The organism is Cellulosimicrobium sp. GQ32 (assembly GCF_059758455.1).
Genome location: NZ_JCAXEP010000002.1, coordinates 303488 through 330094, shown reverse-complemented (window position 1 = coordinate 330094; position 26607 = coordinate 303488). Strand labels below are relative to the sequence as shown.

The following is a 26607-nucleotide window of genomic DNA, read 5'->3' as shown; positions in this document are numbered from 1 at the left end:
GGCCGGCACCTGCGGGTGCCGGCCCCGTCGTCGTGCCGTCGTCAGGGCGTGGGCGTGGGCGTCGTCGTCGCGCCAGAACCGCCCTGACCGTCGTCGTGCCGTGCGAGACTGCGCCCATGACCTCCCACGACACCTCCCGCGACGCGGGCCCGAGCACCTCCGGCGCGCCCACGGAGGCGGCTGCCGTCGTACCAGCGTCCGAGGCCGCTGCGGTGCCGGGCGCCCTCGACGTGCCGGGCACGTGGAACGCGCGCGACGTCGGAGGACGCGCGGTCCCGGCCGGCCACGACGAGCCTCTGCGCACCGGCGTGCTGCTGCGGACGGCGAGCCTGTCGCATCTGACGCCTGCAGGCCAGGCGGCGCTCTCCGACCTCGGGGTGACGACGGTGCTCGACCTGCGCGGTGACGACGAGCTCGAGCGCGACGGCGCCGACGCGGTGCCGGGCGGCGTCCGGGTGCTGCGCCGCGGCATGGACCCCGCGCGGGGCATGCAGGTCGGGGGCGGTGACGGCGGGGGAGCGTCGGCCGACCCCGCGGCGCTCATCGCGGGCCTGCTGGCGGCGGACGACCCGACGGCGGTCGCGCGCCGCATGATGCACGGCGTCTACGCGACGTTCGTCCAGGACCCCGGCATCCGCGCGACGGTCGGGCGCGTGCTCGGCGAGGTCGCGTCGTCGCAGGGGGCCGCGGTCGTGCACTGCTCGGCGGGCAAGGACCGCACCGGGTGGGTGGTCGCTCTCGCCCAGTACGTCGCGGGCGTCGGGGAGGAGGACCGCCTGGCGGAGTACCTTGCGAGCCGCGCTGCCGTGGGGGGCCTCGCCGCGCTCGTGCCGCCCATCCCGGGTCTGTCCCCGGACGCCCTGGCCCCGGTCCTCACCGTGGAGCCGGAGTACCTCGAGGCCGCGTGGGAGCTCGCCGCCCGCGAGCACGGGAGCGTGGACGGCTACCTCGTCGCGTGCGGGGTGACCACGGCCGTGCGCGACGCGCTCGTCGCACGCCTCGTGGAGTCCTGAGGGTCTCTCGCGGACGCGTCACATCGCCGCTCGCCGCGCCGACGGCGCGCGACGCGCCCTGCCCAGTCGTTGCCCGATCGGTCGAGGCTCGCTACTTTCGAGGGGTCGGCTCCGTGCGTCGGCGCAGGTCGCCCGGGTGATTCACCCGATTAGGGCTCCTCGTCGGGGAACGCCGGGACGACTGAGTGGGCCCATCCGCCTGACGACGAGTAGGTGACTTGCGTGGCACTTCCACCCTTGACCCCAGAACAGCGCGCGGCGGCGCTCGAGAAGGCCGCAGAGGCCCGACGCGTGCGCGCCGAGGTGAAGAACAGGCTCAAGTACTCCCAGGGCTCCCTGAAGGAGGTCATCGAGCGCGGGCAGACGGACGACATGATCGGCAAGCTCAAGGTGGTCTCGTTGCTGGAGTCGCTGCCCGGCGTGGGTAAGGTGAAGGCTCGGGCGATCATGGAGGAGATCGGGATCGCCGAGACACGTCGTGTCCGCGGCCTCGGCCCCCACCAGTCCGCGGCCCTCATCGAGAGGTTTGGCTGACATTTCCGCGCACCCGTCCGAGCCGACGCCGTCCGTCCCCGCCGAGGGGGCGACGGCGCCGGTGGTCTCACCCAGCCCTGCCCGTCTGACCGTCCTGGCCGGACCGACCGCCGTCGGGAAGGGGACGGTGTCGGCCGACATCCGCGCCCGGTACCCGGAGGTGTGGCTGTCCGTGTCGGCGACGACGCGCGACCCGCGGCCGGGCGAGGTGGACGGGGTGCACTACCTGTTCGTCGGCACGGACGAGTTCGCCCGCATGGTCGCGGAGCGCGAGCTGCTCGAGTGGGCGGTGGTGCACGGTCGCAACAGCTACGGCACGCCCCGGCGCGCGGTCGAGGAGAAGCTCGCCGCGGGCGTGCCGGCGCTCCTGGAGATCGACCTCCAGGGTGCGCGCCAGGTCCGCGCCTCGATGCCCGAGGCGCGGTTCGTGTTCCTCGCCCCGCCGAGCTGGGACGAGCTGGTGCGCCGGCTCGTGGGCCGCGGCACGGAGGACGCGGAGGAGCGCGAGCGCCGGCTCACGACGGCGCGGGTCGAGCTCGCGGCGGAGTCGGAGTTCGACCACGTGATCGTCAACGACGAGGTGCACCGCGCGACGGACGAGCTCGTGCGCGTCATGGGGCTCGAGCCCCGGCCCGTCGAGGGCGGGACGGGCGGCGCCGCGCGAGCAGCGGATCCTGCGCCGTCCGCGCGCACCGAGCAGCGCACCGAGCAGCGCACCGAGCAGCGCACCGAGCAGCGCACCGAGTAGACTGTCCTGCGGTGCCCGCGCGCGGGCCCGCTCCCCGGTGGGCCGCAGGCCCGGTCCGCGGACCCGGCGGCTGCCGGGGCCGCGCCGCCCGGCCCCGGACGGAGCGGTCGCCGCGCCGCCGCCATCGACCAGCTGTAGCCGCGGCTACAGACCCTTGAACCCACGGAGCGAACTGTGTCCGGAACCGTCGCCGCCCCCGAGGGCATCACCGACCCGCCGATCGACGACCTGCTGGAGCACGTCGACTCGAAGTACGCGCTCGTCATCTACTCGGCCAAGCGTGCGCGCCAGATCAACGCGTACTACTCGCAGCTCAGCGAGGGCCTGCTGGAGAACGTCGGGCCGCTGCTCGAGACGCGCAACCAGGAGAAGCCGCTCTCGATCGCGATGCGTGAGATCAACGCGGGCCTGCTGACGATCGAGGCCGAGCCCGACGAGGCCGACGAGGCCTGAGCCCGTACGCCGCGCACCTCCGCAGGAGGGCGCGGCGTTCGTGCGTCCGCGGCCGTGCACGGCCGGGCGGGCGCGGTGTGGAGCCGGACGGCGGGAGGAGCGACATGCGGATCGTGCTCGGGGTGAGCGGCGGGGTCGCGGCGTACAAGGCCGTGCTGCTGCTGCGGCTGCTGCGCGAGCAGGGTCATCGGGTGCGCGTGGTGCCCACGGCGTCGGCCCTGCGGTTCGTGGGCGCCCCCACGTGGGAGGCGCTGTCGGGCGAGCCGGCGACGGACCAGGTGTTCGAGGACGTCGAGCACGTGCCGCACGTCGCACTGGGCCAGGGCGCGGACCTCGTCGTCGTGGCGCCGGCGACCGCGGACCTCCTCGCGCGGGCGGCGTCGGGTCGGGCGGACGACCTGCTCACCTCGACGCTGCTGACCGCGCGCTGCCCGGTCGTGATGGCGCCGGCGATGCACACCGAGATGTGGGAGCACCCGGCCACGCGCGCGAACGTGGCGACGCTGCGCGAGCGCGGCGTGCACGTGATCGAGCCGGCGTCGGGCCGCCTGACGGGCGCCGACACGGGCCCGGGCCGCCTGCCGGAACCGGACGAGATCGCGCGCGTCGCACTGGCCGTCGCGGAGGGCTCCGGTGACGGTTCCCGCGCCGGGGACGACGCTACGGTCCGCGACCTCGCGGGCCGACGGGTCGTGGTGTCCGCGGGCGGCACGCGCGAGCCGATCGACCCGGTCCGCTTCATCGGCAACCGGTCCAGCGGGCGCCAGGGGGTCGAGCTCGCGCGGGCGGCTCGGGCGCGGGGCGCCCACGTGACGCTCGTCGCGGCGAACCTCGCCCCGGACGTCGCCGCGCTGGTGCAGGGAGCCGACCTGGACGACGTGGTCGGGGTCGAGACGACGGCCCAGCTGCGCGACGCGGTGCGCGCCGCGGCGGCGACGGCGGACGTCGTCGTGATGGCTGCGGCGGTCGCGGACTTCCGGCCGGCGCACGCGCCCGGGGCGAAGATCAAGAAGGTGCCGGGTCGTGGTCCCGAGCCGATCGCGCTCGTCGAGAACCCGGACGTGCTCGCCGAGCTCGCGCACGACCGGCTGCGCGCGGGCCAGGTCGTGGTGGGCTTCGCGGCCGAGACGGGGGACGCGGACGGGTCGGTCCTCGACCACGGCCGGGCGAAGGCGCGCCGCAAGGGCGCCGACCTGCTCGTCGTGAACGCGGTGGGTGAGAGCCTCGGGTTCGGCGTCGACGCGAACGACGTGACCGTCGTCGACGGGGCCGGCGAGGTCGTCGCGACCGCGGGTGGCACCAAGCGCGCGGTGGCGGACGCCGTGTGGGACGTCGTCGCGGGCCGGGTGGCCGCGGGGTCCCCGGGCAGCGGGGTCGCACGGGCCGAGTGACCCGCGTCTCGTCTCGCCTACCGGATGCCCGCGCCCACGCCTCGGGACAGTAGGCTGTGCGGCATGGCTGATCTGCGTCTGTTCACGTCCGAGTCCGTCACCGAGGGGCACCCGGACAAGGTGTGCGACCAGATCTCCGACTCCATCCTCGATGCGCTCCTGGCGCAGGACCCGACGTCCCGCGTGGCGGTCGAGACCATGGTCACCACGGGCCTCGTGCACGTCGCGGGCGAGGTGACCACCGACGCGTACGTCGAGATCCCGCAGATCGTGCGCGACGTCGTGCGCCGCATCGGGTACACGTCCTCGGCGATCGGCTTCGACGCGGACTCGTGCGGTATCTCGGTGTCGATCGGGCAGCAGTCGCCCGACATCGCGCAGGGCGTCGACAAGAGCCTGGAGGAGCGCGACGACCAGCGCGACCACGACCCGCTCGACGCGCAGGGCGCGGGCGACCAGGGCCTGATGTTCGGGTACGCGAGCGACGACACCCCGAGCCTGATGCCGTTGCCGGTCTGGCTCGCGCACCGCCTCGCGGAGCGCCTCGCGCTCGTGCGCCGCGACGGGACGGTGCCGGGCCTGCGCCCGGACGGCAAGACGCAGGTCACCATCGGATACGACGGCGACCGTGCGGTCACGCTGGACACCGTGGTCCTGTCCACGCAGCACGACCCGGACGTGCGCCAGGACGCGCTGCACCGGCTCGTCGCGGACGACGTCGTCGCACCGGTCCTGGAGGCCGCGGGGGTGGACCTCGACACCCGCGAGACGCGCCTGTTCGTCAACCCCACCGGGACGTTCGTCGTCGGCGGGCCGCAGGGCGACGCCGGCCTGACGGGCCGCAAGATCATCGTCGACACCTACGGCGGCATGGCCCGCCACGGCGGCGGCGCGTTCTCGGGCAAGGACCCGTCGAAGGTCGACCGCTCTGCCGCGTACGCGACGCGCTGGGTCGCGAAGAACGTGGTGGCGGCGGGCCTCGCGCGCCGCTGCGAGGTGCAGGTCGCGTACGCGATCGGCAAGGCGCACCCCGTCGGCCTGTACGTCGAGACGTTCGGCACGGAGAAGGTGCCGGTCGAGCGCATCACCGCGGCGATCCGCGAGGTGTTCGACCTGCGCCCCGCGGCGATCATCCGCGACCTGGACCTCCTGCGCCCCATCTATGCCGCGACGGCCGCGTACGGGCACTTCGGGCGCGAGCTGGAGCAGTTCACGTGGGAGCGCACGGACCGCGTCGCGGACCTGCAGTCCCAGGTGTGACGAGCCCGGCCCGGCCTCGCACGGCCGCGCCGGTCCGCCTGCTGGTCAACCTGCTGGCGTGCCCGATCGTCCGTGTGCTCGTCGAGGCGCTGCCCGACCGCCCGGTCGTGACGGCGGCGCGTGGTTCGATGACGTCGTGAGAGAGCCGGAGGACACGTCGCAGGCGGTGCAGGACACCCTGCCCGGAGTCTCCGTGGCCCCCGCGCCGCGGCGTCCCGCCGCGGCGCTGTCGCAGGAGGTCGCGGCGCACCTGCCCGTCGCGCGGCTCGCGCTCGACCTGGCGCCCCCGCACCTGGACCGCGCGTTCGACTACCTCGTGCCCGCCACGATGTCCGACGACGCGCGGCCCGGCGTCCGGGTCAAGGTGCGGTTCGCGGGCCGCGACGTCGACGGGTACGTCCTGGAGCGGACCGAGCGGTCCGACCACGACGGCCGTCTGCTGCCGCTGCGCCGCGTCGTCTCTCCCGAGCCGGTGCTCTCGCCTGCCGTGGCCCGGCTCGCGCGCTCGGTCGCCGACCACTACGCGGGCACCCTGTCGGACGTGCTCCGGCTCGCCGTCCCCCCGCGGCACGCGCGCGCGGAGCAGTCGCTCAAGGCCGCGGTCGCCGCGGCGCCCACGAGCGACGCGCGCGGGGGCACGGTTGGGGCCGGCGGGGCGCATCTCGCCCCGCCCGACGCCGAAGGGCCCGGGGCAGCGTCCGGCGGTTCCGTGTGGGCCCCGTACCGCGCCGGCGCGGCGTTCCTCGCGCACGTCGCGGGCGGGGGCGCCCCGCGGGCCGTATGGACCGCGCTGCCCGGCCTCGCGCCGCCCGCCCCTCCTGGCTCGGGCGCAGGCTCGGTCGAGCGCGGGCGTGGCGCCGGGCGGGCGCGCCGGGGCGCGGACCCCCTGCCCGTGACGCACTGGGCCGCCGCGGTCGCGGAGGCGGTGCGCGCCGCGCGGGCAGGCGGGCGAGGGGCGCTCGTCGTCGTGCCGGACGCGCGGGACGTGGACCAGGTGTGCGCCGCCCTGGACGCCGCGGGCCTGCCCGCGTGGGACGCGGCCTCAGGGGGCGAGGTGGTGCGTCTGACCGCGGACGAGGGGCCGGCCCCCCGGTACCGCGGGTTCCTCGCGGTGCTGCACGGGCGGGCACGCGTGGTCGTGGGGACTCGGGCGGCGGCCTTCGCCCCGGTCGCGGACCTCGGCCTCGTGGTGTGCTGGAACGACGGCGAGGACACGCTCGCCGAGCCGCGCGCCCCCTACCCGCACGCGCGCGAGGTGCTCGCGCTGCGCAGCGACCAGGAGGGCGCGGCGTTCCTTCTCGGGTCGCACGGCCGCACGGTCGCGGCGCACGCGCTCGTCGCGCGGGGCTGGGCGCACGACCTGGCCGCGCCGCGCGACGTCGTGCGGGCGCGCGCGCCCCGGGTGCGCGCCCTGACGTCGGTGGAGCTCGCGGCCGAGGGCCCGGGCGCCGCAGCCCGCATCCCGACCGCCGCGTGGCGCGCGGCACGTTCCGCGCTCGAGCAGGGACCGGTGCTGGTGCAGGTGCCCCGCTCCGGGTACGTGCCCGTCGTCGCGTGCGGGCGCTGCCGCACCCCGGCGCGCTGCACCGTGTGCCACGGCCCGCTCGCGCTGTCGGGAGCGGGCGCGACGCCGCAGTGCGCGTGGTGCGGGGCGCTCGCGGGCGGCTGGTCGTGCGCGGAGTGCCACTGGACGGGCCTGCGGTCGGTGCGGGTCGGTTCGCAGCGCACGGCGGAGGAGCTGGGACGCGCGTTCGCGGGCGTTCCCGTGCAGGTGTCCGGCGCTGCCGCCGCGGGCGGGGTGCTGGGCGCGGTGTCCTCGCGTCCGGCGCTGGTCGTCGCGACGCCGGGTGCCGAGCCGGTCGCCGAGGGCGGGTACGCGGCCGCGCTGCTGCTCGACGCCGCGGTGAGCACCGCGCACGTCGGGCTGGACGTCGCGCAGGACGCGCTCGCGCGCTGGCTCGCCGCGGCGGCCCTCGTGCGTCCGGCGACGGAGGGCGGGCAGGTGCTGCTCGTCGGCGACGCCGCCCCGGCACCGACGAACGCGCTCGTGCGCTGGGACCCGGCGCTCCTCGCGGACCGCGAGCTCGACGAGCGGGCCGAGCTGTCGCTGCCGCCCGCCGTGCGGGTGGCGGCGGTGACGGGGGACCGTCCGGCGGTCGCGGCGCTGCTGGGGCGGATCGAGCTGGCGCGGCCCGACACCGTCCTCGGACCCGTGGAGGTGCCCGCGCCCCCGCCGCGCGGGCGTGCGCCGGGAGTCGGGCCGGGCACTGGATCGGGCACGGTGACCGGCGACGGCGCGGGGCCGGGGTTGCTGGACGCCCCACCGGTGCGTGCCGTCGTGCGCGTGCCGGTGCGCGACGGTCGGCGGCTCGCGCGCGAGCTCGCCGCGTCGCTCGCGGTGCGCTCGGCGCGCCGCGAGCCGGGTAGCGTGCGGGTGGAGCTCGACCCGAAGGAGATCTTGTGACGCACCACCCCGCGACGGCTGACGGCACCCCCGCAGGCGCCCCGGCGCGCGCGATCGACGCCGTCCTGTACGACTTCGGCAACGTGCTGGTGGGCTGGGACCCGTACGGCGCGTACGACGGGCTGGACCGGACGGTCGTCGACGCGTTCTTCGCCGACGTCGACTTCCGCGCCCTCAACCACGAGCGCGACGCCGGCGCCACGTGGGCCGACGCCCGCGCCGCCGTCGCGGCCTCCCACCCGCACCACGTCAGGCTCCTGGACCGGTACGTCGCGGAGTTCCCCGCGACGCTCACCGGTCCCGTCGAGGGCTCGGAGGAGCTCGTGCGCGAGCTGCGCGACCTCGGGCTGGGCCTGTACGGCCTGACCAACTGGTCCGCGGAGCTCTACCCGCACGCCGCGCACGCCGCGCCCGCGACGACGCTCATGGACGACGTGCTCGTCTCGGGACGCGAGGGGCTGGCCAAGCCGGACCCCGCGATCTTCGCGCTCGCGCTCGAGCGCTTCGGCGTGGATCCGGCCCGCACGCTCTTCACCGACGATAGTGCCGCGAACATCGACGCGGCGGCCCGGCTCGGCCTGCGCACCCACCTCTTCGACGGCACGCCCGGCCTGCGTGCCGCCCTGCGAGCTCTCGGCGTCCACGTCGCGCCGTGACGGTGACGACGGGCGGTCGGCGGCGGTGCGAGGACGGCGACCGCGACCGGCGACCGTCTGCGGGGCGGGAGCGGTGCGGCACCTAGACTCGGGCCCATGCGCCTGCTGTTCGCCGGGACCCCGGATACCGCGGTCCCGTCCCTCGACGCCCTCCTCGACTCCCGCCACGACGTCGTCGCCGTCCTCACGCGCGCGGACGCGCCGTCGGGCCGGGGACGGCGCCTGACCCCGAGCCCTGTCCGCGTACGCGCCGAGGAGGCAGGGATCCCCTTGATCACCGACCGTCCCCGCGGCGAGGACTTCCTCGCGCGCCTGGCCGAGCTCGGCGTCGACGCGGCGCCCGTCGTCGCGTACGGGGAGATCCTGCGCCCCGACGTGCTCGCGGTGCCCCGGCACGGGTGGGTCAACCTGCACTTCTCCGTCCTGCCCGCATGGCGCGGCGCCGCGCCCGTGCAGCGCGCGATCATCGCCGGGGACGAGGTCACCGGCGCCACGACGTTCCTCATCGAGGAGGGCCTGGACTCCGGCCCCACGCTCGGCACGACGACCGAGACCATCCGTCCCCGGGACACCGCCGGGGACCTCCTGGGTCGTCTGGCCGTGTCCGGCGCGGGCCTGCTCGTCGCGACGCTCGACGCGCTCGAGGACGGGACCCTGCGCCCGCAGCCCCAGCCCGCCGACGGCGTCTCCCACGCCGCGAAGCTCACGCCCGCCGACGCGGAGGTCCGGTGGGACCACCCGGCGCTCGCGGTCGACCGCCTCGTGCGCGGCTGCACCCCGGCGCCGGGCTCCTGGACCTCGGTCCCCGGTCCCGACGGCGCGCCCGTCCGCCTCGGGCTCGGCCCGGTGACGCCGCGCCCCGACGTCACCGACCTCGCCCCCGGGCACGTGCGGGCCGGGAAGAAGGAGGTGCTCGTCGGCACCGCGACGCACGCCGTCCAGCTCGGGGACGTCGCGCCCGTGGGCAAGAAGCAGATGCCCGCCGCCGACTGGGCGCGCGGGGCCCGCCTTCCCGAGGATCTCGTGCTCGGCGCGGAGGTCGCCCGATGAGCGGCGGCACGGCCGCGGACCGCGACGACGCGGCCCGCCGGCCGTCGCCCGGCCGATCGAATGAGCATTCGAACGCGCGTTCGAATGCTCCGGCGAGCGGGGCTCGGCGTGGGGGGCGCGACTCGAACGCGCGTTCGAACGCGCCCGGAGCGACCGGCGACAGCGACTCGAACGCCCGTTCGAACAGCGCGGGCGGTGGCCGGGACAGCCGCGACGACGAGCGCCGCGACGCGCGCGGCCGTCAGCGCGGTGCCGCCCGCTCGCGCGGCGAGACGTCCCGCAGCGCGAACGCACCCTCCGAGCGCCGCAAGGGCACCGACCCGGCCCGCGCCGTCGCGTTCGACGTCCTGCGTCAGGTCGACGGCTCCGACGCCTACGCCAACCTCGTCCTGCCGCCCCTGCTGCGCGAGCGCGGCATCCGCGGCCGCGACGCCGGGTTCGCCACCGAGCTCGCCTACGGCACCCTGCGCCTGCGCGGCCGCTACGACGCGATCCTCGCGCTCTGCCTCGACCGCCCCCTCGACCGCCTCGACCCGCCCGTGCTCGACGTCCTGCGGCTCGGTGCCCACCAGCTCCTCGGCATGCGCGTGCCCCAGCACGCGGCCGTGTCCGAGACGGTCGGCCTGGCCCGGGAGCGCACCGGCGCCGGCAGCGCCCAGCTCGTCAACGCCGTGCTGCGCCGCGTCGCCCGCACCCCCCTCGACGACTGGCTCACCGCGATCGCCGACGACGCCCCCGACGACCTCGCGGCGCTCGCGGCCACCCAGAGCCACCCCGTCTGGATCGCCCGCGCCCTGCGCGACGCCCTCGCGGGCAACGGTCGCCCCGTCGCCGAGCTCGACGCGCTCCTCGCTGCCGACAACGACGCCCCGCGCGTCACCCTCGTCGCCCGCCCCGGCCTCGCCGACCCCGACGAGCTCTCCGGCGGCGACGACCGCGTGACGCCCTCCCGGTGGGCCCCCACCGCACTGCGCCTCGAGGGCGGCGACCCCGCCGCGTTCGGCGCCGTGCGCGACGGGCGCGCCGGCGTCCAGGACGAGGGCAGCCAGCTCGTCGCCCTCGCGCTCGCTGCGGCGCCGCTCGCCGGGACCGACGACGCCCGCTGGCTCGACCTGTGCGCCGGCCCCGGCGGCAAGGCCGCGCTCCTCGCGGCGCTCGCGGCCGAGCGGGGCGCGCGCCTCGTCGCCAACGAGGTTCAGCCGCACCGCGCCCGCCTCGTGGAGAAGGCCCTCGCCGCCGTCCCGGCCGACGCCGTGGAGGCGGTCCGCACGGGCGACGGCCGCGCCGTGGGGCAGGACGAGCCGGGCGCCTACGACCGGGTGCTCCTGGACGCCCCCTGCACGGGCCTGGGGGCGCTGCGCCGTCGCCCCGAGTCCCGCTGGCGCCGCACCCCCGCGGACCTCGCGACCCTCACCGGGCTCCAGCGCGAGCTCCTCGACTCCGCCCTCGACGCCGTCCGGCCCGGGGGAGTGGTCGGCTACGTCACGTGCTCGCCCCACCTCGCCGAGACCCAGGTCGTCGTCGCCGACGTGCTGCGTCGCCGCGACGACGTCGAGCTCCTCGACGCCCCGGCGGTCGTGCGCGACGTCGTGCGTCCCGAGGCGCGCGACGCCATCGAGCTCGGCGACCGCCAGGACGTCCAGCTCTGGCCGCACGTCCACGGCACCGACGCCATGCACCTGACGCTCCTGCGCCGGACCGTGTGACGGCGGAGCCCTCGAAGGGTGTCGGCATATCTCGACAACACCAACGTGTCGGAGTAACCTGACACCCAGGAGCGTCAGGGAATCCTGACGCCGCAGCGCGCGCCCCGTGCGCCCACGGCAGGAGAGCGAAGCATGGCCGACACCTGGACCACCCCCCGCAGCCCCCGCGACCTCGGCGCCTACCTCAGCCGCGTCCGCCGGACCCGAGGGCTCACACAAGCACAGGTCGCCGACGAGCTCGGCATCACCCGCCAGTACCTCTCCGAGCTCGAGAACGGCGTCGAGAACCTCTGGGTCCAACGCCTCTTCGAGCTCCTCGACACCCTCGACGTCGACCTGCGCCTCCAGGAACGCCCATGACCACCGTCACCGCCTGGCTCTACGGCACCCCCGTCGCCACGCTCGCACCCGCCGGCACACGCACCACCGACGGCACCCCCCGCGTCACCCTCACCTGGACCACCGACGCCCTCGACCGCTGGGGACACGACGCCCGCGTCCTGTCCCACCTGCTCCCCATCACCCCACCCGACGAGCCCTCGCCCCACCCCGCGCGCGTCGCAGCCTGGCTCGACGGCCTCCTCCCCGAAGGCCGCACCCGCGACGCCATGGCCATCGACGCCGGCATCGACCCCGACGACGCCCTCGCCTTCCTCGTCCACTACGGCCACGACACCGCCGGCGCCGTCCTCCTCGCGCCCGAAGGGCAGCCCCTCCCCACCCCCGGCACACCCGAACGGCTCGACGACGCCGCCGTCGCGCGACTCCTGCGCGCCGCCGTCGCCCGCAGCGGGGGAGAAGGCCGCAGCGACCACCTCACCAGCTCCCTGCCCGGCATGGAACCCAAGATCACCCTCCTCCACGACGAGCACGGCTGGGCCCGCCCCCACGGCACCGCACCCACCACCCACATCCTCAAGGTCGCGCGCCCCTCCGACTCACCCACCGCCGACCTCGTCAACACCGAAGCAGCCGCCCTCGACCTCGCCCGCCGCGTCGGCCTCACCACCGTCGACGCCCACGTCACCGAGCTCGACGGCGAACGCGCCATCGTCGTCACCCGCTACGACCGCGTCCCTGACCCCACCGAACCCAGCGGTACCGCACGCCTCCACCAGGAGGACACCGCCCAGGCCCTCGGCATCAACACCCGCGACCCCGAACGCAAGTTCCAGCACGGGCGCCGCTTCCCCTCCCTCGCCGCCATCGCCCGCACCCTCCGCGACGACGGCACCCGCCCCGACCCCCTCCTCGCCCTCACCACCTTCAACCTCGCCATCGGCAACACCGACGCCCACGCCAAGAACATCTCCGTCCTGCGCCACGCCGACGGCACCGTCCGCCTCGCCCCCGCCTACGACGTCTCCATGCACCTCCACCACGACCACGCCTCGCGCGTCTTCGCCATGGACGTCGCCGGAGAACGCGACATGGACCGCCTCACCGCCGAGGACCTCGTCACCGAAGGCACCGCCTGGGGACTGCCCCGACGCCGCGCCCAGCGCGCCGTCGCCCAGACCCTCGACGGACTCCTCGCGGCGCTCGCGGACGTCGACCGCGACGCCCACCCCGGCGTCAGCCGCCACGCCTGGCGCACCGTCGAGCAGCGCACCACCGACCTCCGTCGCGGCCTCGTGGCCTGAGCCTCGTCGTCGAGGTAGAGCCGTGGTTGCGCGAGGTAGAGCCGTGGTTGCGCGAGGTAGAGCCGTGGTTGCGCGAGGTAGAGCCGTGGTTGCGCGAGGTAGAGCCGTGGTTCTTGTGCTCGACGGCGTGTGGTCGCCCTGGGTGGGCGGGGTGGGTGGTGGTGCCGCGTCTACCATCCGCCGCTCGTTCCTCGCGGCTCCCGCCAGGCCCGCCACGACGCGGCACCACCACCCACCCCACCCGGCGTCGTCTCGCCCTGGTTGGTGCTCGCCCCGGGGACCGCCCGCTTTGCCGGGATCGCCTCGCCTCGCCTCGCCGTCCGTGCCGTCGTGCACCGACCATCTAGACCCCCAGGCGCGCTGTCTGCCCTGCCAACCCAGTCCGCCGGCGGGATCGACCGCGCCGAGCCGCGTCGCGCAAGCCGCCGACCGTCGTCGGGCACTGTGACCACCGCTCTACCTCGGGCTACCCGGCCTCTACCTCGGCGAGCTGCCGTTCTCCCTCGACCGTCCACGTTTCTCTCGGCGAGCCCCGGGCCCCGGGTTGCGCCTCTGCCGACTTCCACCGCGAGCCCCGACCACGGGTTCTCCCTCGACCGGTCGCGCGGCCCGGGTCAGAGGGAGCGCTGGAGGAGGATCGTGTCGACCCAGCGGCCGTGCTTGTGGCCGACGGCGGTGAGACGGCCCGTCTCGACGAAGCCGAACCGGCGGTGGAGGGGGAGCGATCCCGCCGCCTCGGGGACGTCGGCGACGACGGAGACGACCTGGCGGATCCCCGCAGCTGCACAGGCCCCCAGGAGCGCTGCGAGGAGAGCGGTGCCGACACCGCGCCCTGCATAGGACGGATCGAGGTAGATCGTGTCTTCTGCGGTGTGCCGGTAGGCAGGCTTCGGGCGCCACGCGGACGCGTAGGCGTAGCCCGCGACCACCGGGTCGCTCGTGCCGTCCGGTCGTGTCGGGCCGTCGACCTCGGCGACGAGGAACGGCAGGCCGCGCGCGGTGACGTCGTCGAGCTTGCGCTGCCACGCCGGGACGTCCCAGACCTCCTCCTCGAACGTCACGCACGTGTCGCGGACGAACGGGGCGGCGATCTCGGCGATGCGCCCGAGGTCGTTCGCGGTGGCGGGTCGCACCGCCGCCGGGTGCTCCCCGGTCGACGTGGACGGCGAGGCGGTCGGGCCGGGGGAGGGGAGGGTGCTCACGGGAGGAGCCTACGAGCGCGGCGACCGGCCGGGCGCGCCCTAGGCTGGAGCCCATGGCAGCCCTCATCGCACCGAGCATCCTGTCCGCCGACTTCGCGAACCTCGAGCGCGACCTGAACGCGATCTCGACCGCGGACTACGCGCACGTCGACGTCATGGACAACCACTTCGTGCCGAACCTCACGCTCGGGCTGCCGGTCTTCGAGCGTCTGGCGCAGGTATCGCCCGTCCCGATCGACGCGCACCTCATGATCGAGGACCCGGACCGCTGGGCGCCGGCGTACGCGGAGGCGGGGGCGGCGTCCGTGACGTTCCACGCCGAGGCCGCTGCTGCCCCTGTACGGCTCGCTCGCGAGCTCCGGCGCCTCGGATCCCGAGCAGGGGTCGCGCTGCGCCCTGCGACCCCTGTGGAGCCCTTCCTGGACCTCCTGGCGGAGGTCGACATGATCCTCGTCATGACGGTCGAGCCCGGCTTCGGCGGGCAGTCGTTCATCGACGGGACGCTCCCCAAGATCCGGCGGGCGCGCGAGGCCGTGAGCGAGTCGGGCCTGGACGTGTGGATCCAGGTCGACGGGGGAGTGTCGCGCTCGACGATCGAGCGGGCGGCCGACGCGGGGGCGAACGTCTTCGTCGCGGGGTCGGCGGTGTACGGGGCGGAGAGCGTGCCGGACGAGATCCGGGCGCTGCGCGAGCTGGCGGACGCCTCGGCGCACGCGCACTGACGGCCGACCCGAGAAGGAGCCCGAGCGGAGGGCTCCTTCTCTCGTACCGAGAAAAATAGTGTGCCAAGCGGTCACAACCACCCCACCGAATCGAGAAACCTCACCGACCAGCACGGAGGAGCCGGGGTGGCCCGGTTCACGTTCGCTCGACGGGCGGACGTGTCGGTCCGGAGGAATGCGCGAGTAGCATGCTCGGTTGAAAGCAGCAGTACGCACGAACGTGCTCCGGGGTCGGTGCAATTCCGAGCCGGCGGTGACAGTCCGCGACCCGCGCCCACGCGCGGTTGACCTGGTGGAACTCCAGGACCGACGGTGAAAGTCCGGATGGGAGGAAGCACGTGCGGCGCGGCCACGCCCAGAGCGTGGTGCTCCGGCGACCCGTCGGGGCACCCGTTCGTGACGGCGACGGCCGCACCGTGGTGAGCGACGCCGTCGGGCCGGTCCAGGCCTGACCCCGCCGCCCGCCCTCACCCCGGAGCGCTCGTGCCCGGGAGGAGGACGATGGGCGAGCACCCCAGCACCCTGACGATCGACGCCGCGATGGCGCGCGCGCTCGAGCTCGCGGCTCGCGGGCCCGGGCACGGGCCCAACCCCCGGGTCGGCTGCGTGCTCCTGGGCCCCGCTCCAGGCGGTCGGCCGGTGCCCGACGGCGCCCCACCGGAATCTCTGGACCCGCACCCGCGGCCCGTCCTCGCCGAGGGATACCACCGTGGTGCGGGCACGCCCCACGCCGAGGCCGCGGCCCTCGCCGACGCCCGGGAGCGCGGCGTCGACGTCGCCGGTGCGACCGCCGTCGTCACGCTCGAGCCGTGCGCCCACACGGGCCGCACCGGACCGTGCGCCGACGCGCTCGTCGCCGCGGGTGTCGCCGAGGTCGTGCACGCCGTCGCCGACCCCAACCCTGTGGCGACGGGCGGCGCCCACCGCCTGCGTGCGGCGGGTGTGCGAGTCGTGCGGGGTCTGCGCGCCGCGGAGGGCGAGGAGCTCCTCCGGGTGTGGCTCACGTCCGTGCGCCGGGGCACGCCGTACGTGACGCTCAAGATCGCGACGACGCTCGACGGCTACGTCGCCGCCGAGGACGGGACGAGCCGCTGGATCACCGGACCCGCGGCACGCGAGCACGCGCACCGCGTGCGGGCCGAGGTCGACGCGATCCTCGTCGGCACGGGCACTCTCCTCACGGACGACCCGGCGCTCACCGCCCGGGTTCCTGCCCGTGACGCCGCGAGCGCCGGGCGTCTCGCGGCGCACCAGCCGCTGCGGGTCGTCGTCGGGCTGCGCGGGATCCCCCCGTCGGCGCGGGTGCGCGGGGAAGGGGGCGAGCTGGTGCACCTGCTGACGCGCGACGTCGGTGAGGTGCTGGCCCGGCTCGGGGACCGTGAGGTGAGGCACGTGCTCGTGGAGGGGGGTCCGACGCTCGCGACGGCGTTCCTCGCGGCGGGCGCGGTGGACGAGCTGCACGCGTACGTGGCCCCGGTGCTGCTGGGGGGCGGTCGGCGGGCCGTGGACGGACTGGGCGTGGCGACGATCGGCGACGCGCACCGGTTCCGCACGGTCGAGGTGAGGCGCGTCGGGGACGACGCGCTGGTGGTGTCCAGGAAGCGCACGGAAGGACGGGGCGGCTGATGTTCACGGGGATCGTGGAGGAGATCGGGAAGGTCCGGGACATCGGGTTCCCGGGCGGCGAGGGGGAGGACGCGGTGCTCACGGTCGAGGGGCCGCTCGTCACGTCGGATGCGACGCTGGGCGACTCGATCGCCGTGAACGGTGTGTGCCTGACGGTCGCGAGCCTCGGAGGTGACGGGTCGTTCACGGCGGACGTGATGCCGGAGTCGTTGCGTCGCACGGCCCTCGGTGATCTCGTGGCGGGGTCGCCGGTGAACCTGGAGCGGGCCGTCCGGGCGGACGCGCGGCTGGGCGGGCACGTGGTGCAGGGACACGTCGACGGCGTCGGGACGCTCGTGAGCCGGGACCCGGGGGAGCGCTGGGACGACCTGGTGCTCTCCGCTCCGGCCGGGCTGACACGCTATGTCGCAGAGAAGGGCTCGATCGCGGTGAGCGGGGTGTCGCTCACGGTGACGCACGTGGACGACGAGACGTTCGGCGTCTCGCTGATCCCGACGACGCTCGAGGCGACGATCCTCGGTGCGCTCGCCCCGGGCGACCGGGTGAACCTCGAGGTCGACGTGCTCGCGAAGTACGTCGAGCGCCTGCTCCTGTCTGGCGTCGTCCCCGGGAGCGCGTCGTGACGGGCGCGGGGTCCGCGAGCGCCGCCGTGCCGGAGGGGTCGGGGGCCGTGCGACTGGGGTCGGTCGAGGAGGCGCTGGCGGAGATCCGGGCGGGTCGACCGGTTCTGGTGGCGGACTCGCCGGACCGGGAGAACGAGGCGGACGTGGTGTTCGCGGCTCAGGGGGTGTCGGCGGAGTGGGTGGCGTGGACGATCCGGCACTCGTCGGGGTACCTGTGCGCGCCGATGCCGGCGGCGCGGGCGGACGCGCTGGAGCTGCCGTTGATGGTGCCGCACAGCCAGGACCCGCGGCGCACGGCGTACACGGTGACGGTGGACGCGGCGACGGGGGTGACGACGGGGATCTCGGCGGAGGACCGGGCGCGGACGTTGCGGGTGCTGGCGGACCCGGCGTCGGGTCCGGTGGACCTGATCCGGCCGGGGCACGTGCTGCCGTTGCGGGCGGTGCCGGGGGGTGTGCTGCACCGGGCGGGGCACACGGAGGCGGCGGTGGACCTGGTGCGCCTGGCGGGGATGGGCGAGGTCGGCGGGATCGCGGAGCTGGTGCACGACGACGGGACGATGATGCGTCTGGGGGACGCGGCGGCCCTGGCGGAGCGTGACGGGCTGGTGCTCATCACGATCGCGGACCTGGTGGCGTGGCGGCGGGTGCACGACCCGGCGTCTGCGGTGGCCGCGGAGGTTCCGGGTCGGGAGGCGTTGGCGCGGCGGGTGCACCGCACCGCCTCGGCGGATCTCCCCACGGCGCACGGCCGGTTCCGGGTGGTGGGGTACCGGGACCTGCGCACGGGGGCGGAGCACGTCGCTCTCGTCCCCGCGGGGGCCGCGAGCGCCGTCGGGCGGGAGGGGGTGCCGGTGGTGCGGGTGCACTCGGAGTGCCTGACGGGTGACGCGTTCGGGTCGTTGCGGTGCGACTGCGGTCCGCAGCTGCAGGCGGCGATGGAGCGGGTCGCGGCGGAGGGTGGCGCGGTGGTGTACCTGCGGGGGCACGAGGGGCGTGGCATCGGGTTGCTGGCGAAGATCGGGGCGTACGAGCTGCAGGACGCGGGTCTGGACACGGTGCAGGCGAACCTGGAGCTGGGGTGGCCGGTCGACCGCAGGGAGTACGGGGCGGCGGCGGCGATCCTGGCGGACCTGGGGCTGTCGCGCGTGCGGTTGCTGACGAACAACCCGGCGAAGGTGACGGGCCTGGTGGCCTCGGGCATCGAGGTCGAGGGGACGGAGCGGATCGAGGTGGGTCACGGTGAGCACAACCGGGCGTACCTGGTGACGAAGAAGGTGGCGATGGGTCATCTGCTGGACACGGTGGCGGTCCCGGAGGGGGCCGGCTTGGTGGAGCCCGGCGAGGGGCCGGGCGTCGAGACGAAGGAGGACGAGGGATGAGCGGGGCAGGTGCGCCGACCTTGAGCGTGGACGGGTCGGGGCTGCGGGTGACGGTGGTCGCGGCGAGCTGGCACACGGAGGTGATGGACGGGTTGCTGGCAGGGGCGCGCCGGGCGTTGGCGGCGGCGAACGTGTCGCACGTGAGCGTGGTGCGGGTGCCGGGGTCGTTCGAGCTGCCGGTCGCGGCGGCGCGGGCGGTGGAGCACGGTGCGGACGCGGTGGTGGCGCTGGGGGTGGTGATCCGTGGGGGGACGCCGCACTTCGAGTACGTGTGCCAGGCGGCGACGTCGGGTCTGACGGACGTGAGCGTGCGGACGGGGGTGCCGGTGGGGTTCGGTGTGCTGACGTGCGACGACGAGCAGCAGGCGCTGGACCGGGCGGGCCTGGAGGGGTCGCGCGAGGACAAGGGTGCGGAGGCGGCGGAGGCGGCGGTCGCGACGGTCGTGGCGCTGCGCGACCTGTGACGGGGGTGGTCGGGGCGTGCCCGCTGGGCGGACCGCGCCCCGGCCCCGCCCGGGTGGCGGATACCCTGGGGCGCGTGAAGACGTTCGAGTCCCTGTTCGCGGAGCTGTCCGAGAAGGCCACGACGCGACCTGCCGGTTCCGGCACGGTCGCGGAGCTGGACGCCGGCGTGCACGCGATCGGGAAGAAGGTGGTCGAGGAGGCCGCCGAGGTGTGGATGGCGGCCGAGTACGAGGGCGACGTGAAGACGGCGGAGGAGATCTCGCAGCTCCTCTACCACCTGCAGGTCCTCATGCTGGCGAAGGGTCTGAGCCTGCAGGACGTGTACGAGCATCTGTGAGCGGCCGTGCCGGTGAGCGTCCCCGCTCCCGGACGCGAGCGCCGCTCGCCCCTCGCTCGTCCCTGCCGTTCCCCGCTCCCTGCCCGATCCCCTGAACGAAGGTCCTGTCATGCTGCGTATCGCCGTCCCCAACAAGGGGTCCCTGTCCGAGCCCGCCGTCGAGATGCTGCGCGAGGCGGGGTACCGCCAGCGTCGTGACTCGCGCGAGCTGGTGCTGGCCGACCCGGACAACGACGTCGAGTTCTTCTTCCTGCGTCCGCGCGACATCGCGGTGTACGTGGGGTCGGGCACGGTCGACGTGGGGATCACGGGCCGGGACCTGCTGCTGGACTCGGGTGCGGACGCGGTGGAGCACATGCAGCTCGGCTTCGGCGGGTCGACGTTCCGGTACGCGGCCCCGGCGGGCACGGTGACGTCGCTGGAGCAGGTGCAGGGGCTGCGCGTCGCGACGTCGTACGAGGTGCTGGTCGAGGGGCACCTGCGTTCGCACGGGGTGGAGGCCACGGTCGTGCACCTGGACGGCGCGGTGGAGTCGGCGGTGCAGCTCGGGGTGGCGGACGTCGTCGCGGACGTGGTCTCGACGGGGACGACGCTGCGGGGTGCGGGCCTGGAGGTGTTCGGGGACCCGATCCTCGTGTCGGAGGCGGTGCTGATCCGTCCGCGCGCGGTCGCGGAGGCGGACGTCCCGGCGGGGGTGGAGGTGCTGAGCCGTCGCCTGCAGGGCGTGCTCACGGCCCGCCAGTACGTCCTCATGGACTACGACGTCCCCGTCGCGCTCGTGGAGCGCGCGGTCGCGATCACGCCGGGCTTGGAGTCGCCGACGGTTTCCCCGCTGCACGACCGTGACTGGGCGGCGGTGCGGGCGATGGTGCGGCGCGACCAGACGAACCAGGTCATGGACGCCCTGTACGACGTGGGGGCGCGCGCGATCCTCGTGACGCGGATCCACGCGTCCCGCCTCTGACCCGGCTCACCCCCCCCGGGAGAGGCGCCGGTGAGCGTCGTGCGGGTGTGAGACGGTGGCGGCATGAGCACCGACCCGTTCCCTGATCCTGGCCTGCCGGGGGAGCGCCGCGATGACCCGTACCGGCCGTTCCGTCCCCGGTTCGGGCTGGTGTCGGCGTGGGCGACCGGTGTCGTGGTCGTCGGCGGGTGCGTCGTCGTCGGGCTGTCCGCGACGGGCCCGCTCGGTACCTCGTGGGTGAACCGGCTGTCGCTGGCGGCGTTCGCGTTGTTCGCGGCGTGGCTGCTGTGGCGTCTCGGGGGCGTGCACGCCGTCCCGACGCGCGAGGGGCTGCGGGTGCGCAACGTCATCTACACGCGCGAGCTCGAGTGGGCGCAGGTCGTGTCGGTCCGGTTCGGCAGCGGCGACGCGTGGGTGCGCCTGGACCTCGCGGACGGGTCGACGCTCGCCGTCATGGGGATCCAGCGGGCCGACGGCGCCCGCGGGGACGCTGAGGCGCGGCGCCTCGCGGCCCTGGTCCAGGCGCACGGCGAGGCGCACGAGGAACCGCGCACCTGACACGCGACGGCAGGGAACGGTACGCGAACGGCCCCGGGTCCAGTGGATCCGGGGCCGTTCGTCTGCTCGCGTCGCGTCGCCTCGCGGCAGACGCCGGAGCGTCAGTACGCGGTGCGGTGGCGGGGCTTGCGCTCGCCCCGGTCGTCGGCACGGTCGAAGCGGTCGCGACGCTCGTCGCGACGACCGGACGGACCGTGCCCGCCGCGCGGCCCGCGCGACGCGGGCGCGCCCTCGTCCAGGCGGATGCGCAGCGCCTTCCCGGCGACCCGGGCGCGAGAGATGCGGTCCATCGTCTCCGCGTCGAGCGGCGCGGTGATGTCCACGAGGGAGAACGACGGGAAGATGTCGATCTTGCCGACGTCCGACCCGGCCAGGCCGGCCTCGTTCGTCAGCGCGCCGACGATCCCACCGGGCATCACGCCGTCCTTGTGGCCCACGGACAGGCGGTAGCGAGTACCGACGGCGTCGCGGCGGATGCCGCGTGTGCCGTCGCCCTCGCGACGTCCCGACGCACGCTCGCCGCGCGGACGCTCGCCCGTGCGCTCGGTGCGGCGCGCCTTCGCCTGCTCCCGCGCCGCGGCACGCTCGGCCTCGAACCGCTCCTGCTCCTCGCGGGCACGCGGGCCGTCGTCGCCGACCGCGAGCGCCGCCATGGCCGCGGCGAGGTCGACGGGGTCGACGTCGTGCTCGGCGAGGAACGTGCGCACCATGTCGGCGTACATGGACAGGCGGCCTGCCTCCTGGCGGGCGGGGACCTGGCCGAGCAGGGCCCGCACCTTGTGCGCCGAGACGTCCGCGGGGGAGGGGATCTCGATCTCCTCGAGCGCGGTGCGGGTGGTGCGCTCGATGGCGCGCAGGCGACCGCGCTCGTGCGGTGTGACGAAGCTCAGGGCCTCTCCGGTGCGCCCGGCACGGCCGGTGCGGCCGATGCGGTGCACGTAGGCCTCGGGCTCGCCCGGCAGGTCGAAGTTCACGACGAGGCCGATGCGGTCGACGTCGAGGCCGCGCGCGGCGACGTCCGTCGCGACGAGGACGTCGAGCGCACCGGAGCGCAGACGCTCCACGATGCGCTCGCGCTCCTTCTGCGCGACGTCGCCCGAGATGGTCGCGGCCGAGATGCCGCGCTCGACGAGCGCGGACCCGACCTCCTCCGCGGCGCCGCGCGTGCGGGTGAACACGATCGCGGCCTCGGCGTCGGACGTGGCCAGGACGCGCACGAGGGAGCCGGTCTTGTGCCGGAACGGGACGACGGCGTACGTCTGGCGCACGCTCGTGACCGTGGAGGACTGGCGGGCGACGGCGATCTCGACCGGGTCGGTGAGGTGCTCGTTCGCGACCCGGCGGATCGGGGCGGGCATCGTCGCGGAGAACAGCGCGACCTGACGCTCGCGGGGCGCGCGGGAGAAGATCGTGTCGACGTCCTCCGCGAAGCCCATGCGCAGCATCTCGTCAGCCTCGTCGAGCACGAGGAAGCGCACGTCGTCGAGCACGAGGGTGCCGCGCTCGATGTGGTCGATGACGCGCCCGGGCGTGCCGACGACGACCTGCGCGCCGGCCGCGAGCGCCCGCTGCTGCGGCTGGTAGGGGGAGCCGCCGTACACGGCGACGACGTCGACCTTGGGCAGGTGGGCCGCGAACGACTCGACGGCGTCGGCGACCTGCATGGCGAGCTCGCGCGTCGGGGTCAGGACGACGGCCTGCACGCGGCGCAGGGACGGGTCGATCGCGGCGAGCAGCGGGAGGCCGAACGCGGCGGTCTTGCCGGTACCGGTCTGCGCGACACCGGTGATGTCGCGGCCGGCGAGGAGCGCCGGGATGGCCTCGGCCTGGATCGCGGACGGCGTGACGAAGCCGAGGTCGGCGACGGCGCGCTCGAGAGGAGCGGGCAGGCCGAGCTCGGCGAACACGGGTCCGGTCGGGGCGGTCGGCTCCGGGCGGGCCTGCTCTGCGCGCTCGGGGGCGGCGTCGGTGGACTGGTCGAGGGCGTGCGAGGGCGCGAGGACGTCAGCAGTCATGAAAGGGTGAGGACCGTTCGTTTCGGGGTGTGGAGTGGCGTGCGGTCACCAGGACGGTTCTCGCAGGTCGCACTCCCGAACACACCAGGCCGGCCACCAGGACGATCAGGGATGATCGAGGGGACGGCCGCTCTCACGGACACACGCGGGACGAGCGACGAACTCCAGAGGTATCGCCATCCTACCGGAGGACGGAGGTGGGCAGCGGGGCGGACCCGGTGACGTCCCTCACCCACGGTCGCCGTCCCCGGTCGGCCAGGCCGGACGAAGCGGGTGATTTCCACCCGGGACGGGCGCCGCGCCGCGAAATGAGGGCCGGGGTTCGGGGGCCCGGTACGTAGGATGGTCCGCGCGCGGCAGGTCGCCGCGCCGGCGCGACGTGAGCACGGGGCGGTGGGTGTGTCAGCAGGGCAGCAGGTCAGCTCCCGCGTCCTGACCGTCCCGAACGTCATCAGCCTCCTGCGGCTGCTCCTCGTGCCGGTGTTCGCGGTCCTCATCGTGCGCGGCCACGACGTGTGGGCGCTGGTCGTGCTCGCGGTGTCGGGGGCGTCGGACTGGCTCGACGGAGTCCTCGCGCGGCGCCTCGACCAGGTGAGCCGCCTCGGGCAGATGCTCGACCCGGCCGCGGACCGGCTCTTCATCCTCGTGACCCTTCTCGGTCTCGCGTGGCGCGACGTCGTCCCGCTGTGGCTCGTCGTGGTCATCGTCGGGCGTGACCTGCTCCTCGCCGCGCTGCTGCCCTTGCTGGCGCGCCACGGGTACGGGCCCCTGCCGGTGAGCTTCGCGGGCAAGGCCGGGACGTTCGCGCTGCTGTACGCGTTCCCGCTCCTGCTCCTCGCCGAGATGCCCGGGTGGCTGGGCGACGTCGCCGCGGTCACGGGATGGGCCTTCACCTGGTGGGGCGTCGGCCTGTACTGGCTCGCGGGCGCCCAGTACGTGCTGCAGACGCGCGCGCTCGTCGTGCGCGACCGGGCGGCCACCGACGAGACCGGCACGACGACGCAGGAGGCGCCGTGAGCGAGAACCGTCCGGACCCGGGCGGCGCCCCGCGCCGCGCCCCCGTCGACGCGTCGATGACGCTCCTCAACGAGGTCATGCACCGCCCGCTCGACCCCGGGTACGCGGACGCCGCGGCGCGCCGCGCCGCGGGCCGGTCGCCGCACCGCGGCCGCACGGGCACCGTGGCCCTCGTCGCTCTCGCGGTCGTCCTCGGCGTCGTCACGACGGCGGCCGCGGTCGAGCTGCGCGCCCCGCAGCCGGGCGTCATCGCGGCCCGCGAGACCCTGGAGCAGGAGATCCTCGACCGGCAGGGCGCCGCCGAGGAGCTCACCGCCCGCGGTGCGGAGCTGTCCGCCGAGATCGAGCAGCTCCAGGGCGCCGCGCTCAGCGGCGCGAGCGCGGACGTGCTCCAGGGCCTCCAGGAGGAGGGCGCGCTGACCGGCACGCAGGCGGTCGAGGGCCAGGGCGTCGTCGTCACGCTCGACGACACCAGCGGCGGCCTGTCGTCCGACACCGTGGACGCGAACTCGCTCGTGCACGACTCCGACCTCCAGCGGGTCGTCAACGCGCTCTGGGCCGGCGGCGCGGAGGCCGTCGCGATCAACGGCCAGCGCCTCACCGGGCTGTCGGCCATCCGCTCCGCCGGGGACGCGGTGCTCGTCGACCTGCAGCCCCTCGTCGGTCCCTACCGGGTCGAGGCGATCGGCGACCCGGACGCCCTGCGCACCTCGCTCCTGCGCTCGGGGACGTCGGACTACCTGCAGATCCTCGGGACCCAGTACGGCATCCGGTCGAGCGTGACGACGCAGAGCCGTCTCGACCTTCCCGGACGGTCCGCACCCACGCTGTTCTTCGCGCACGCACCGGCGGCGACCGTAGACTCCGACACGCCCGCCGGGAGCACCGACAGCACGACGGACGGCACGACCGACGAGTCCGGGACGGGCTCGCAACCGCACGAGACAGGGCAGGAGATCGTCGAATGATCGCAGTCGTCGGACTGGTGGTGGGCATCGTCGCGGGCCTCGTCCTGCAACCCACCGTGCCGGTGTCGCTGCAGCCCTACCTGCCCATCGCCGTCGTGGCCGCGCTCGACGCCCTGTTCGGGGGCCTGCGCGCCCGCCTCGACGGGCTGTTCGACGACAAGGTCTTCCTCGTCTCGTTCCTGTCGAACGTCGTCGTCGCCGCCCTCATCGTCTTCCTCGGCGACCAGCTCGGCGTCGGGAGCCAGCTCTCCACCGCCGTCGTCGTCGTGCTCGGCATCCGCATCTTCTCCAACGCCGCCGCGATCCGGCGCCACATCTTCAAGGCGTGAGCGTGACCCGCGACCCCCAGGACCCCCGCGACCCGGGCACCGACGACGTGACCCCGGACTCCGCGACCACCGACGAGGCTCCCGAGACCACCGACGACGTCGCGACCTCCCTGCCGGACCCCGCCGACGTCGCGACCTCGCTGCCGGACCCCGCCGACGTCGCGGACCCCGCGGAAGCGACCGAGCCCGAGACCCCGGGGAAGGCCGACGCTCCGCACGCGACCGGCGCCGACGACCGCGATCCCGCGGTCGATCCGGCACCCGAGCGCGGCGTCGGCCCCGAGGCGCCGCAGGACGCAGGCGACGACGACGACGTCCGTGATGACGACCGTGGCGACGACGAGCCGCCCGTGGCCGACACCACCTCCGTCGACGAGGACCCGGACGCCGACTCGGCAGGGGCCGGTCCGCGCGACGGCGCCGACCACGGCTCCGAGGACGGGGACGCCCCGGACGATCCGGCGGGCGACGGCCTCGCACCGGACGACGACCCGCAGCACGCCGCGCCGCACGGTGACGACGACGCGGCCACCACGGACGCGACCGGGACGGACGCCTCGGCGCCCGCGATGCCTTCCGCGACGACGGAGCCCCCCGCGACGACGGGGACGATCGGCGCCGTGGGCCGCCACGGCTCCCCGACACGACCGGAGCCGCGCGGGCTGCGCGGTCTCGGCCGCGCGCTGCGCCCCCGCGCGTCCCGGTCCCAGATCGTCGTCGGCGTCCTGTGCGCGCTGCTCGGCTTCGCGCTCGTGGTCCAGGTGAGCCAGACGCAGGAGGACCAGCTCTCGTCCCTGCGCCAGAGCGACCTCGTGCGCCTCCTCGACGACGTGACCCAGCGCTCCGGCGAGCTCGAGGACCAGGTCTCCTCCCTCGAGTCGACGCGGGACGAGCTCCAGTCCGGGTCCGGGCGCGAGCGGGCCGCCCTCGAGCTCGCCGAGCAGCAGGCGGAGACGCTCGGCATCCTGTCCGGCCGCCTCCCTGCCGAGGGTCCGGGCGTCGAGATCGAGGTCGTCGAGGGCCCGGAGGCGCTCGACGCGTTCGCGCTCTTCAACGTGCTCGAGGAGCTGCGCAACGCAGGCGCCGAGGCGATGGAGGTCAACGGGGTCCGCCTCGTCGCGAGCAGCTACTTCGAGGACTCGGCCGACGGCGTCGTGGTCGACGGGCAGACGATCACCTCGCCGTACCGGTGGAACGTCATCGGCGACCCGTCCACGCTCGAGACCGCCCTCGAGATCCCCGGCGGCGCGATGGCGTCGCTGCGCGCGGACGGGGCGCGCACGACGATCACCCAGCAGGACCGGGTCGAGGTCGCCGCGACCGTCGAGCCCGGGGCACCGCAGTACGCGACCCCGGTCCCGGCCGACGAGTGACTGCGGCTTCCCGCATCCCCGCAGGCCGGGGTAGGTTGGGACGACCGAGGGTCGCGCGCACCGCGTGACCTGCGGGTGTAGTAGTTTTCGAGCACTGTTCCGCACGGC

The 26607-nt window shown here is 75.3% G+C and carries 27 protein-coding genes and 1 riboswitch; of the genes, 25 read left to right on the top strand and 2 right to left on the bottom strand.

Annotation, left to right across the window (positions count from 1 at the left end):
• Positions 1 to 116: 116 nt before the first annotated feature.
• The 13 genes from AC6CH9_RS05205 to AC6CH9_RS05145 all read left to right on the top strand — a co-directional run bounded on the left by AC6CH9_RS05205 (position 117) and on the right by AC6CH9_RS05145 (position 12918).
• The gene (locus AC6CH9_RS05205; protein ID WP_498153954.1) at positions 117 to 1013 is read left to right on the top strand and encodes a tyrosine-protein phosphatase; all 897 of its coding nucleotides are present in this window, start codon (positions 117 to 119) and stop codon (positions 1011 to 1013) included.
• Positions 1014 to 1235: 222 nt separating this feature from the next.
• On the top strand, positions 1236 to 1547 hold the full coding sequence (gene mihF, locus AC6CH9_RS05200) for an integration host factor, actinobacterial type (protein ID WP_021482878.1): 312 nt from the start codon (positions 1236 to 1238) through the stop codon (positions 1545 to 1547).
• Between the two features lie 61 nt (positions 1548 to 1608).
• Complete coding sequence (gene gmk / locus AC6CH9_RS05195) at positions 1609 to 2295, top strand: guanylate kinase (protein WP_498154123.1); 687 nt, start codon at positions 1609 to 1611, stop codon at positions 2293 to 2295.
• A 174-nt stretch (positions 2296 to 2469) separates the two neighbouring features.
• Positions 2470 to 2748 carry a DNA-directed RNA polymerase subunit omega gene (gene rpoZ, locus AC6CH9_RS05190; RefSeq protein WP_047234226.1) on the top strand — a complete coding sequence of 93 codons (279 nt, stop codon included), beginning with the start codon at positions 2470 to 2472 and terminating at the stop codon, positions 2746 to 2748.
• Between the two features lie 104 nt (positions 2749 to 2852).
• Positions 2853 to 4139: a bifunctional phosphopantothenoylcysteine decarboxylase/phosphopantothenate--cysteine ligase CoaBC gene (gene coaBC, locus AC6CH9_RS05185; protein WP_498153953.1), complete on the top strand. Its 1287-nt coding sequence runs from the start codon at positions 2853 to 2855 to the stop codon at positions 4137 to 4139.
• 63 nt (positions 4140 to 4202) lie between these two features.
• Positions 4203 to 5399 (top strand): methionine adenosyltransferase, encoded by a 1197-nt coding sequence (gene metK, locus AC6CH9_RS05180; protein ID WP_378218308.1) that lies wholly within the window; start codon positions 4203 to 4205, stop codon positions 5397 to 5399.
• Positions 5396 to 5539: a hypothetical protein gene (locus tag AC6CH9_RS05175; RefSeq protein WP_498153952.1), complete on the top strand. Its 144-nt coding sequence runs from the start codon at positions 5396 to 5398 to the stop codon at positions 5537 to 5539. Before metK ends, AC6CH9_RS05175 begins: the two co-directional genes overlap by 4 nt.
• Positions 5536 to 7863, top strand: coding sequence for a primosomal protein N' family DNA-binding protein (locus tag AC6CH9_RS05170; RefSeq protein ID WP_498153951.1), 2328 nt, complete (start codon positions 5536 to 5538; stop codon positions 7861 to 7863). The genes AC6CH9_RS05175 and AC6CH9_RS05170 overlap by 4 nt, the downstream gene beginning before the upstream one ends.
• Positions 7860 to 8519, top strand: coding sequence for an HAD family hydrolase (locus tag AC6CH9_RS05165; protein ID WP_498153950.1), 660 nt, complete (start codon positions 7860 to 7862; stop codon positions 8517 to 8519). The genes AC6CH9_RS05170 and AC6CH9_RS05165 overlap by 4 nt, the downstream gene beginning before the upstream one ends.
• A gap of 96 nt (positions 8520 to 8615) precedes the next feature.
• Positions 8616 to 9569, top strand: coding sequence for a methionyl-tRNA formyltransferase (gene fmt / locus AC6CH9_RS05160; RefSeq protein ID WP_498153949.1), 954 nt, complete (start codon positions 8616 to 8618; stop codon positions 9567 to 9569).
• Positions 9566 to 11275, top strand: coding sequence for an RsmB/NOP family class I SAM-dependent RNA methyltransferase (locus AC6CH9_RS05155; RefSeq protein ID WP_498153948.1), 1710 nt, complete (start codon positions 9566 to 9568; stop codon positions 11273 to 11275). Before fmt ends, AC6CH9_RS05155 begins: the two co-directional genes overlap by 4 nt.
• A 132-nt stretch (positions 11276 to 11407) precedes the next feature.
• Positions 11408 to 11635, top strand: a complete 228-nt coding sequence (locus AC6CH9_RS05150) for a helix-turn-helix domain-containing protein (RefSeq protein ID WP_237842640.1) — start codon at positions 11408 to 11410, stop codon at positions 11633 to 11635.
• A complete protein-coding gene (locus AC6CH9_RS05145; RefSeq protein WP_498153947.1) occupies positions 11632 to 12918 on the top strand; it encodes a type II toxin-antitoxin system HipA family toxin in 1287 nt (428 codons plus the stop codon). Before AC6CH9_RS05150 ends, AC6CH9_RS05145 begins: the two co-directional genes overlap by 4 nt.
• A 614-nt stretch (positions 12919 to 13532) precedes the next feature.
• On the opposite strand, the gene AC6CH9_RS05140 is transcribed toward AC6CH9_RS05145, so the two are convergent.
• A complete protein-coding gene (locus tag AC6CH9_RS05140; protein ID WP_498153946.1) occupies positions 13533 to 14120 on the bottom strand; it encodes a GNAT family N-acetyltransferase in 588 nt (195 codons plus the stop codon).
• Positions 14121 to 14173: 53 nt separating this feature from the next.
• On the opposite strand from AC6CH9_RS05140, the gene rpe reads away from it, so the two are divergent.
• The 8 genes from rpe (at position 14174) to AC6CH9_RS05100 (ending at position 20797) form a co-directional block, all read left to right on the top strand.
• On the top strand, positions 14174 to 14842 hold the full coding sequence (gene rpe / locus AC6CH9_RS05135; protein ID WP_498153945.1) for a ribulose-phosphate 3-epimerase: 669 nt from the start codon (positions 14174 to 14176) through the stop codon (positions 14840 to 14842).
• A 216-nt stretch (positions 14843 to 15058) separates the two neighbouring features.
• A riboswitch (FMN riboswitch) is annotated at positions 15059 to 15184 on the top strand.
• Between the two features lie 159 nt (positions 15185 to 15343).
• Positions 15344 to 16468: a bifunctional diaminohydroxyphosphoribosylaminopyrimidine deaminase/5-amino-6-(5-phosphoribosylamino)uracil reductase RibD gene (ribD, locus tag AC6CH9_RS05130; RefSeq protein ID WP_498153944.1), complete on the top strand. Its 1125-nt coding sequence runs from the start codon at positions 15344 to 15346 to the stop codon at positions 16466 to 16468.
• Positions 16468 to 17091 (top strand): riboflavin synthase, encoded by a 624-nt coding sequence (locus tag AC6CH9_RS05125; protein ID WP_498153943.1) that lies wholly within the window; start codon positions 16468 to 16470, stop codon positions 17089 to 17091. Before ribD ends, AC6CH9_RS05125 begins: the two co-directional genes overlap by 1 nt.
• Positions 17088 to 18473, top strand: a complete 1386-nt coding sequence (ribA, locus tag AC6CH9_RS05120; RefSeq protein ID WP_498153942.1) for a GTP cyclohydrolase II — start codon at positions 17088 to 17090, stop codon at positions 18471 to 18473. The genes AC6CH9_RS05125 and ribA overlap by 4 nt, the downstream gene beginning before the upstream one ends.
• Positions 18470 to 18937 (top strand): 6,7-dimethyl-8-ribityllumazine synthase, encoded by a 468-nt coding sequence (gene ribH / locus AC6CH9_RS05115; RefSeq protein ID WP_205204177.1) that lies wholly within the window; start codon positions 18470 to 18472, stop codon positions 18935 to 18937. Before ribA ends, ribH begins: the two co-directional genes overlap by 4 nt.
• Positions 18938 to 19011: 74 nt before the next feature.
• Entirely contained in the window at positions 19012 to 19275 is a 264-nt protein-coding gene (locus AC6CH9_RS05110; RefSeq protein ID WP_024839663.1) for a phosphoribosyl-ATP diphosphatase, read from the top strand.
• 109 nt (positions 19276 to 19384) lie between these two features.
• Positions 19385 to 20239: an ATP phosphoribosyltransferase gene (hisG, locus tag AC6CH9_RS05105; RefSeq protein WP_047234218.1), complete on the top strand. Its 855-nt coding sequence runs from the start codon at positions 19385 to 19387 to the stop codon at positions 20237 to 20239.
• A gap of 63 nt (positions 20240 to 20302) precedes the next feature.
• The gene (locus AC6CH9_RS05100; protein WP_336722892.1) at positions 20303 to 20797 is read left to right on the top strand and encodes a PH domain-containing protein; all 495 of its coding nucleotides are present in this window, start codon (positions 20303 to 20305) and stop codon (positions 20795 to 20797) included.
• Between the two features lie 101 nt (positions 20798 to 20898).
• On the opposite strand, the gene AC6CH9_RS05095 is transcribed toward AC6CH9_RS05100, so the two are convergent.
• On the bottom strand, positions 20899 to 22812 hold the full coding sequence (locus AC6CH9_RS05095) for a DEAD/DEAH box helicase (protein ID WP_498153941.1): 1914 nt from the start codon (positions 22810 to 22812) through the stop codon (positions 20899 to 20901).
• 399 nt (positions 22813 to 23211) lie between these two features.
• On the opposite strand from AC6CH9_RS05095, the gene clsA reads away from it, so the two are divergent.
• From clsA to AC6CH9_RS05075, 4 genes are read left to right on the top strand one after another with little or no spacing between them, the layout of a single operon-like run.
• Complete coding sequence (gene clsA, locus AC6CH9_RS05090) at positions 23212 to 23829, top strand: cardiolipin synthase ClsA (protein WP_498154122.1); 618 nt, start codon at positions 23212 to 23214, stop codon at positions 23827 to 23829.
• Positions 23826 to 24797, top strand: coding sequence for a DUF881 domain-containing protein (locus AC6CH9_RS05085; protein WP_498153940.1), 972 nt, complete (start codon positions 23826 to 23828; stop codon positions 24795 to 24797). Before clsA ends, AC6CH9_RS05085 begins: the two co-directional genes overlap by 4 nt.
• A complete protein-coding gene (locus AC6CH9_RS05080) occupies positions 24794 to 25126 on the top strand; it encodes a small basic family protein (RefSeq protein WP_021483549.1) in 333 nt (110 codons plus the stop codon). Before AC6CH9_RS05085 ends, AC6CH9_RS05080 begins: the two co-directional genes overlap by 4 nt.
• Positions 25123 to 26499 (top strand): DUF881 domain-containing protein, encoded by a 1377-nt coding sequence (locus AC6CH9_RS05075; protein ID WP_498153939.1) that lies wholly within the window; start codon positions 25123 to 25125, stop codon positions 26497 to 26499. Before AC6CH9_RS05080 ends, AC6CH9_RS05075 begins: the two co-directional genes overlap by 4 nt.
• The last annotated feature ends 108 nt before the right edge of the window (positions 26500 to 26607 follow it).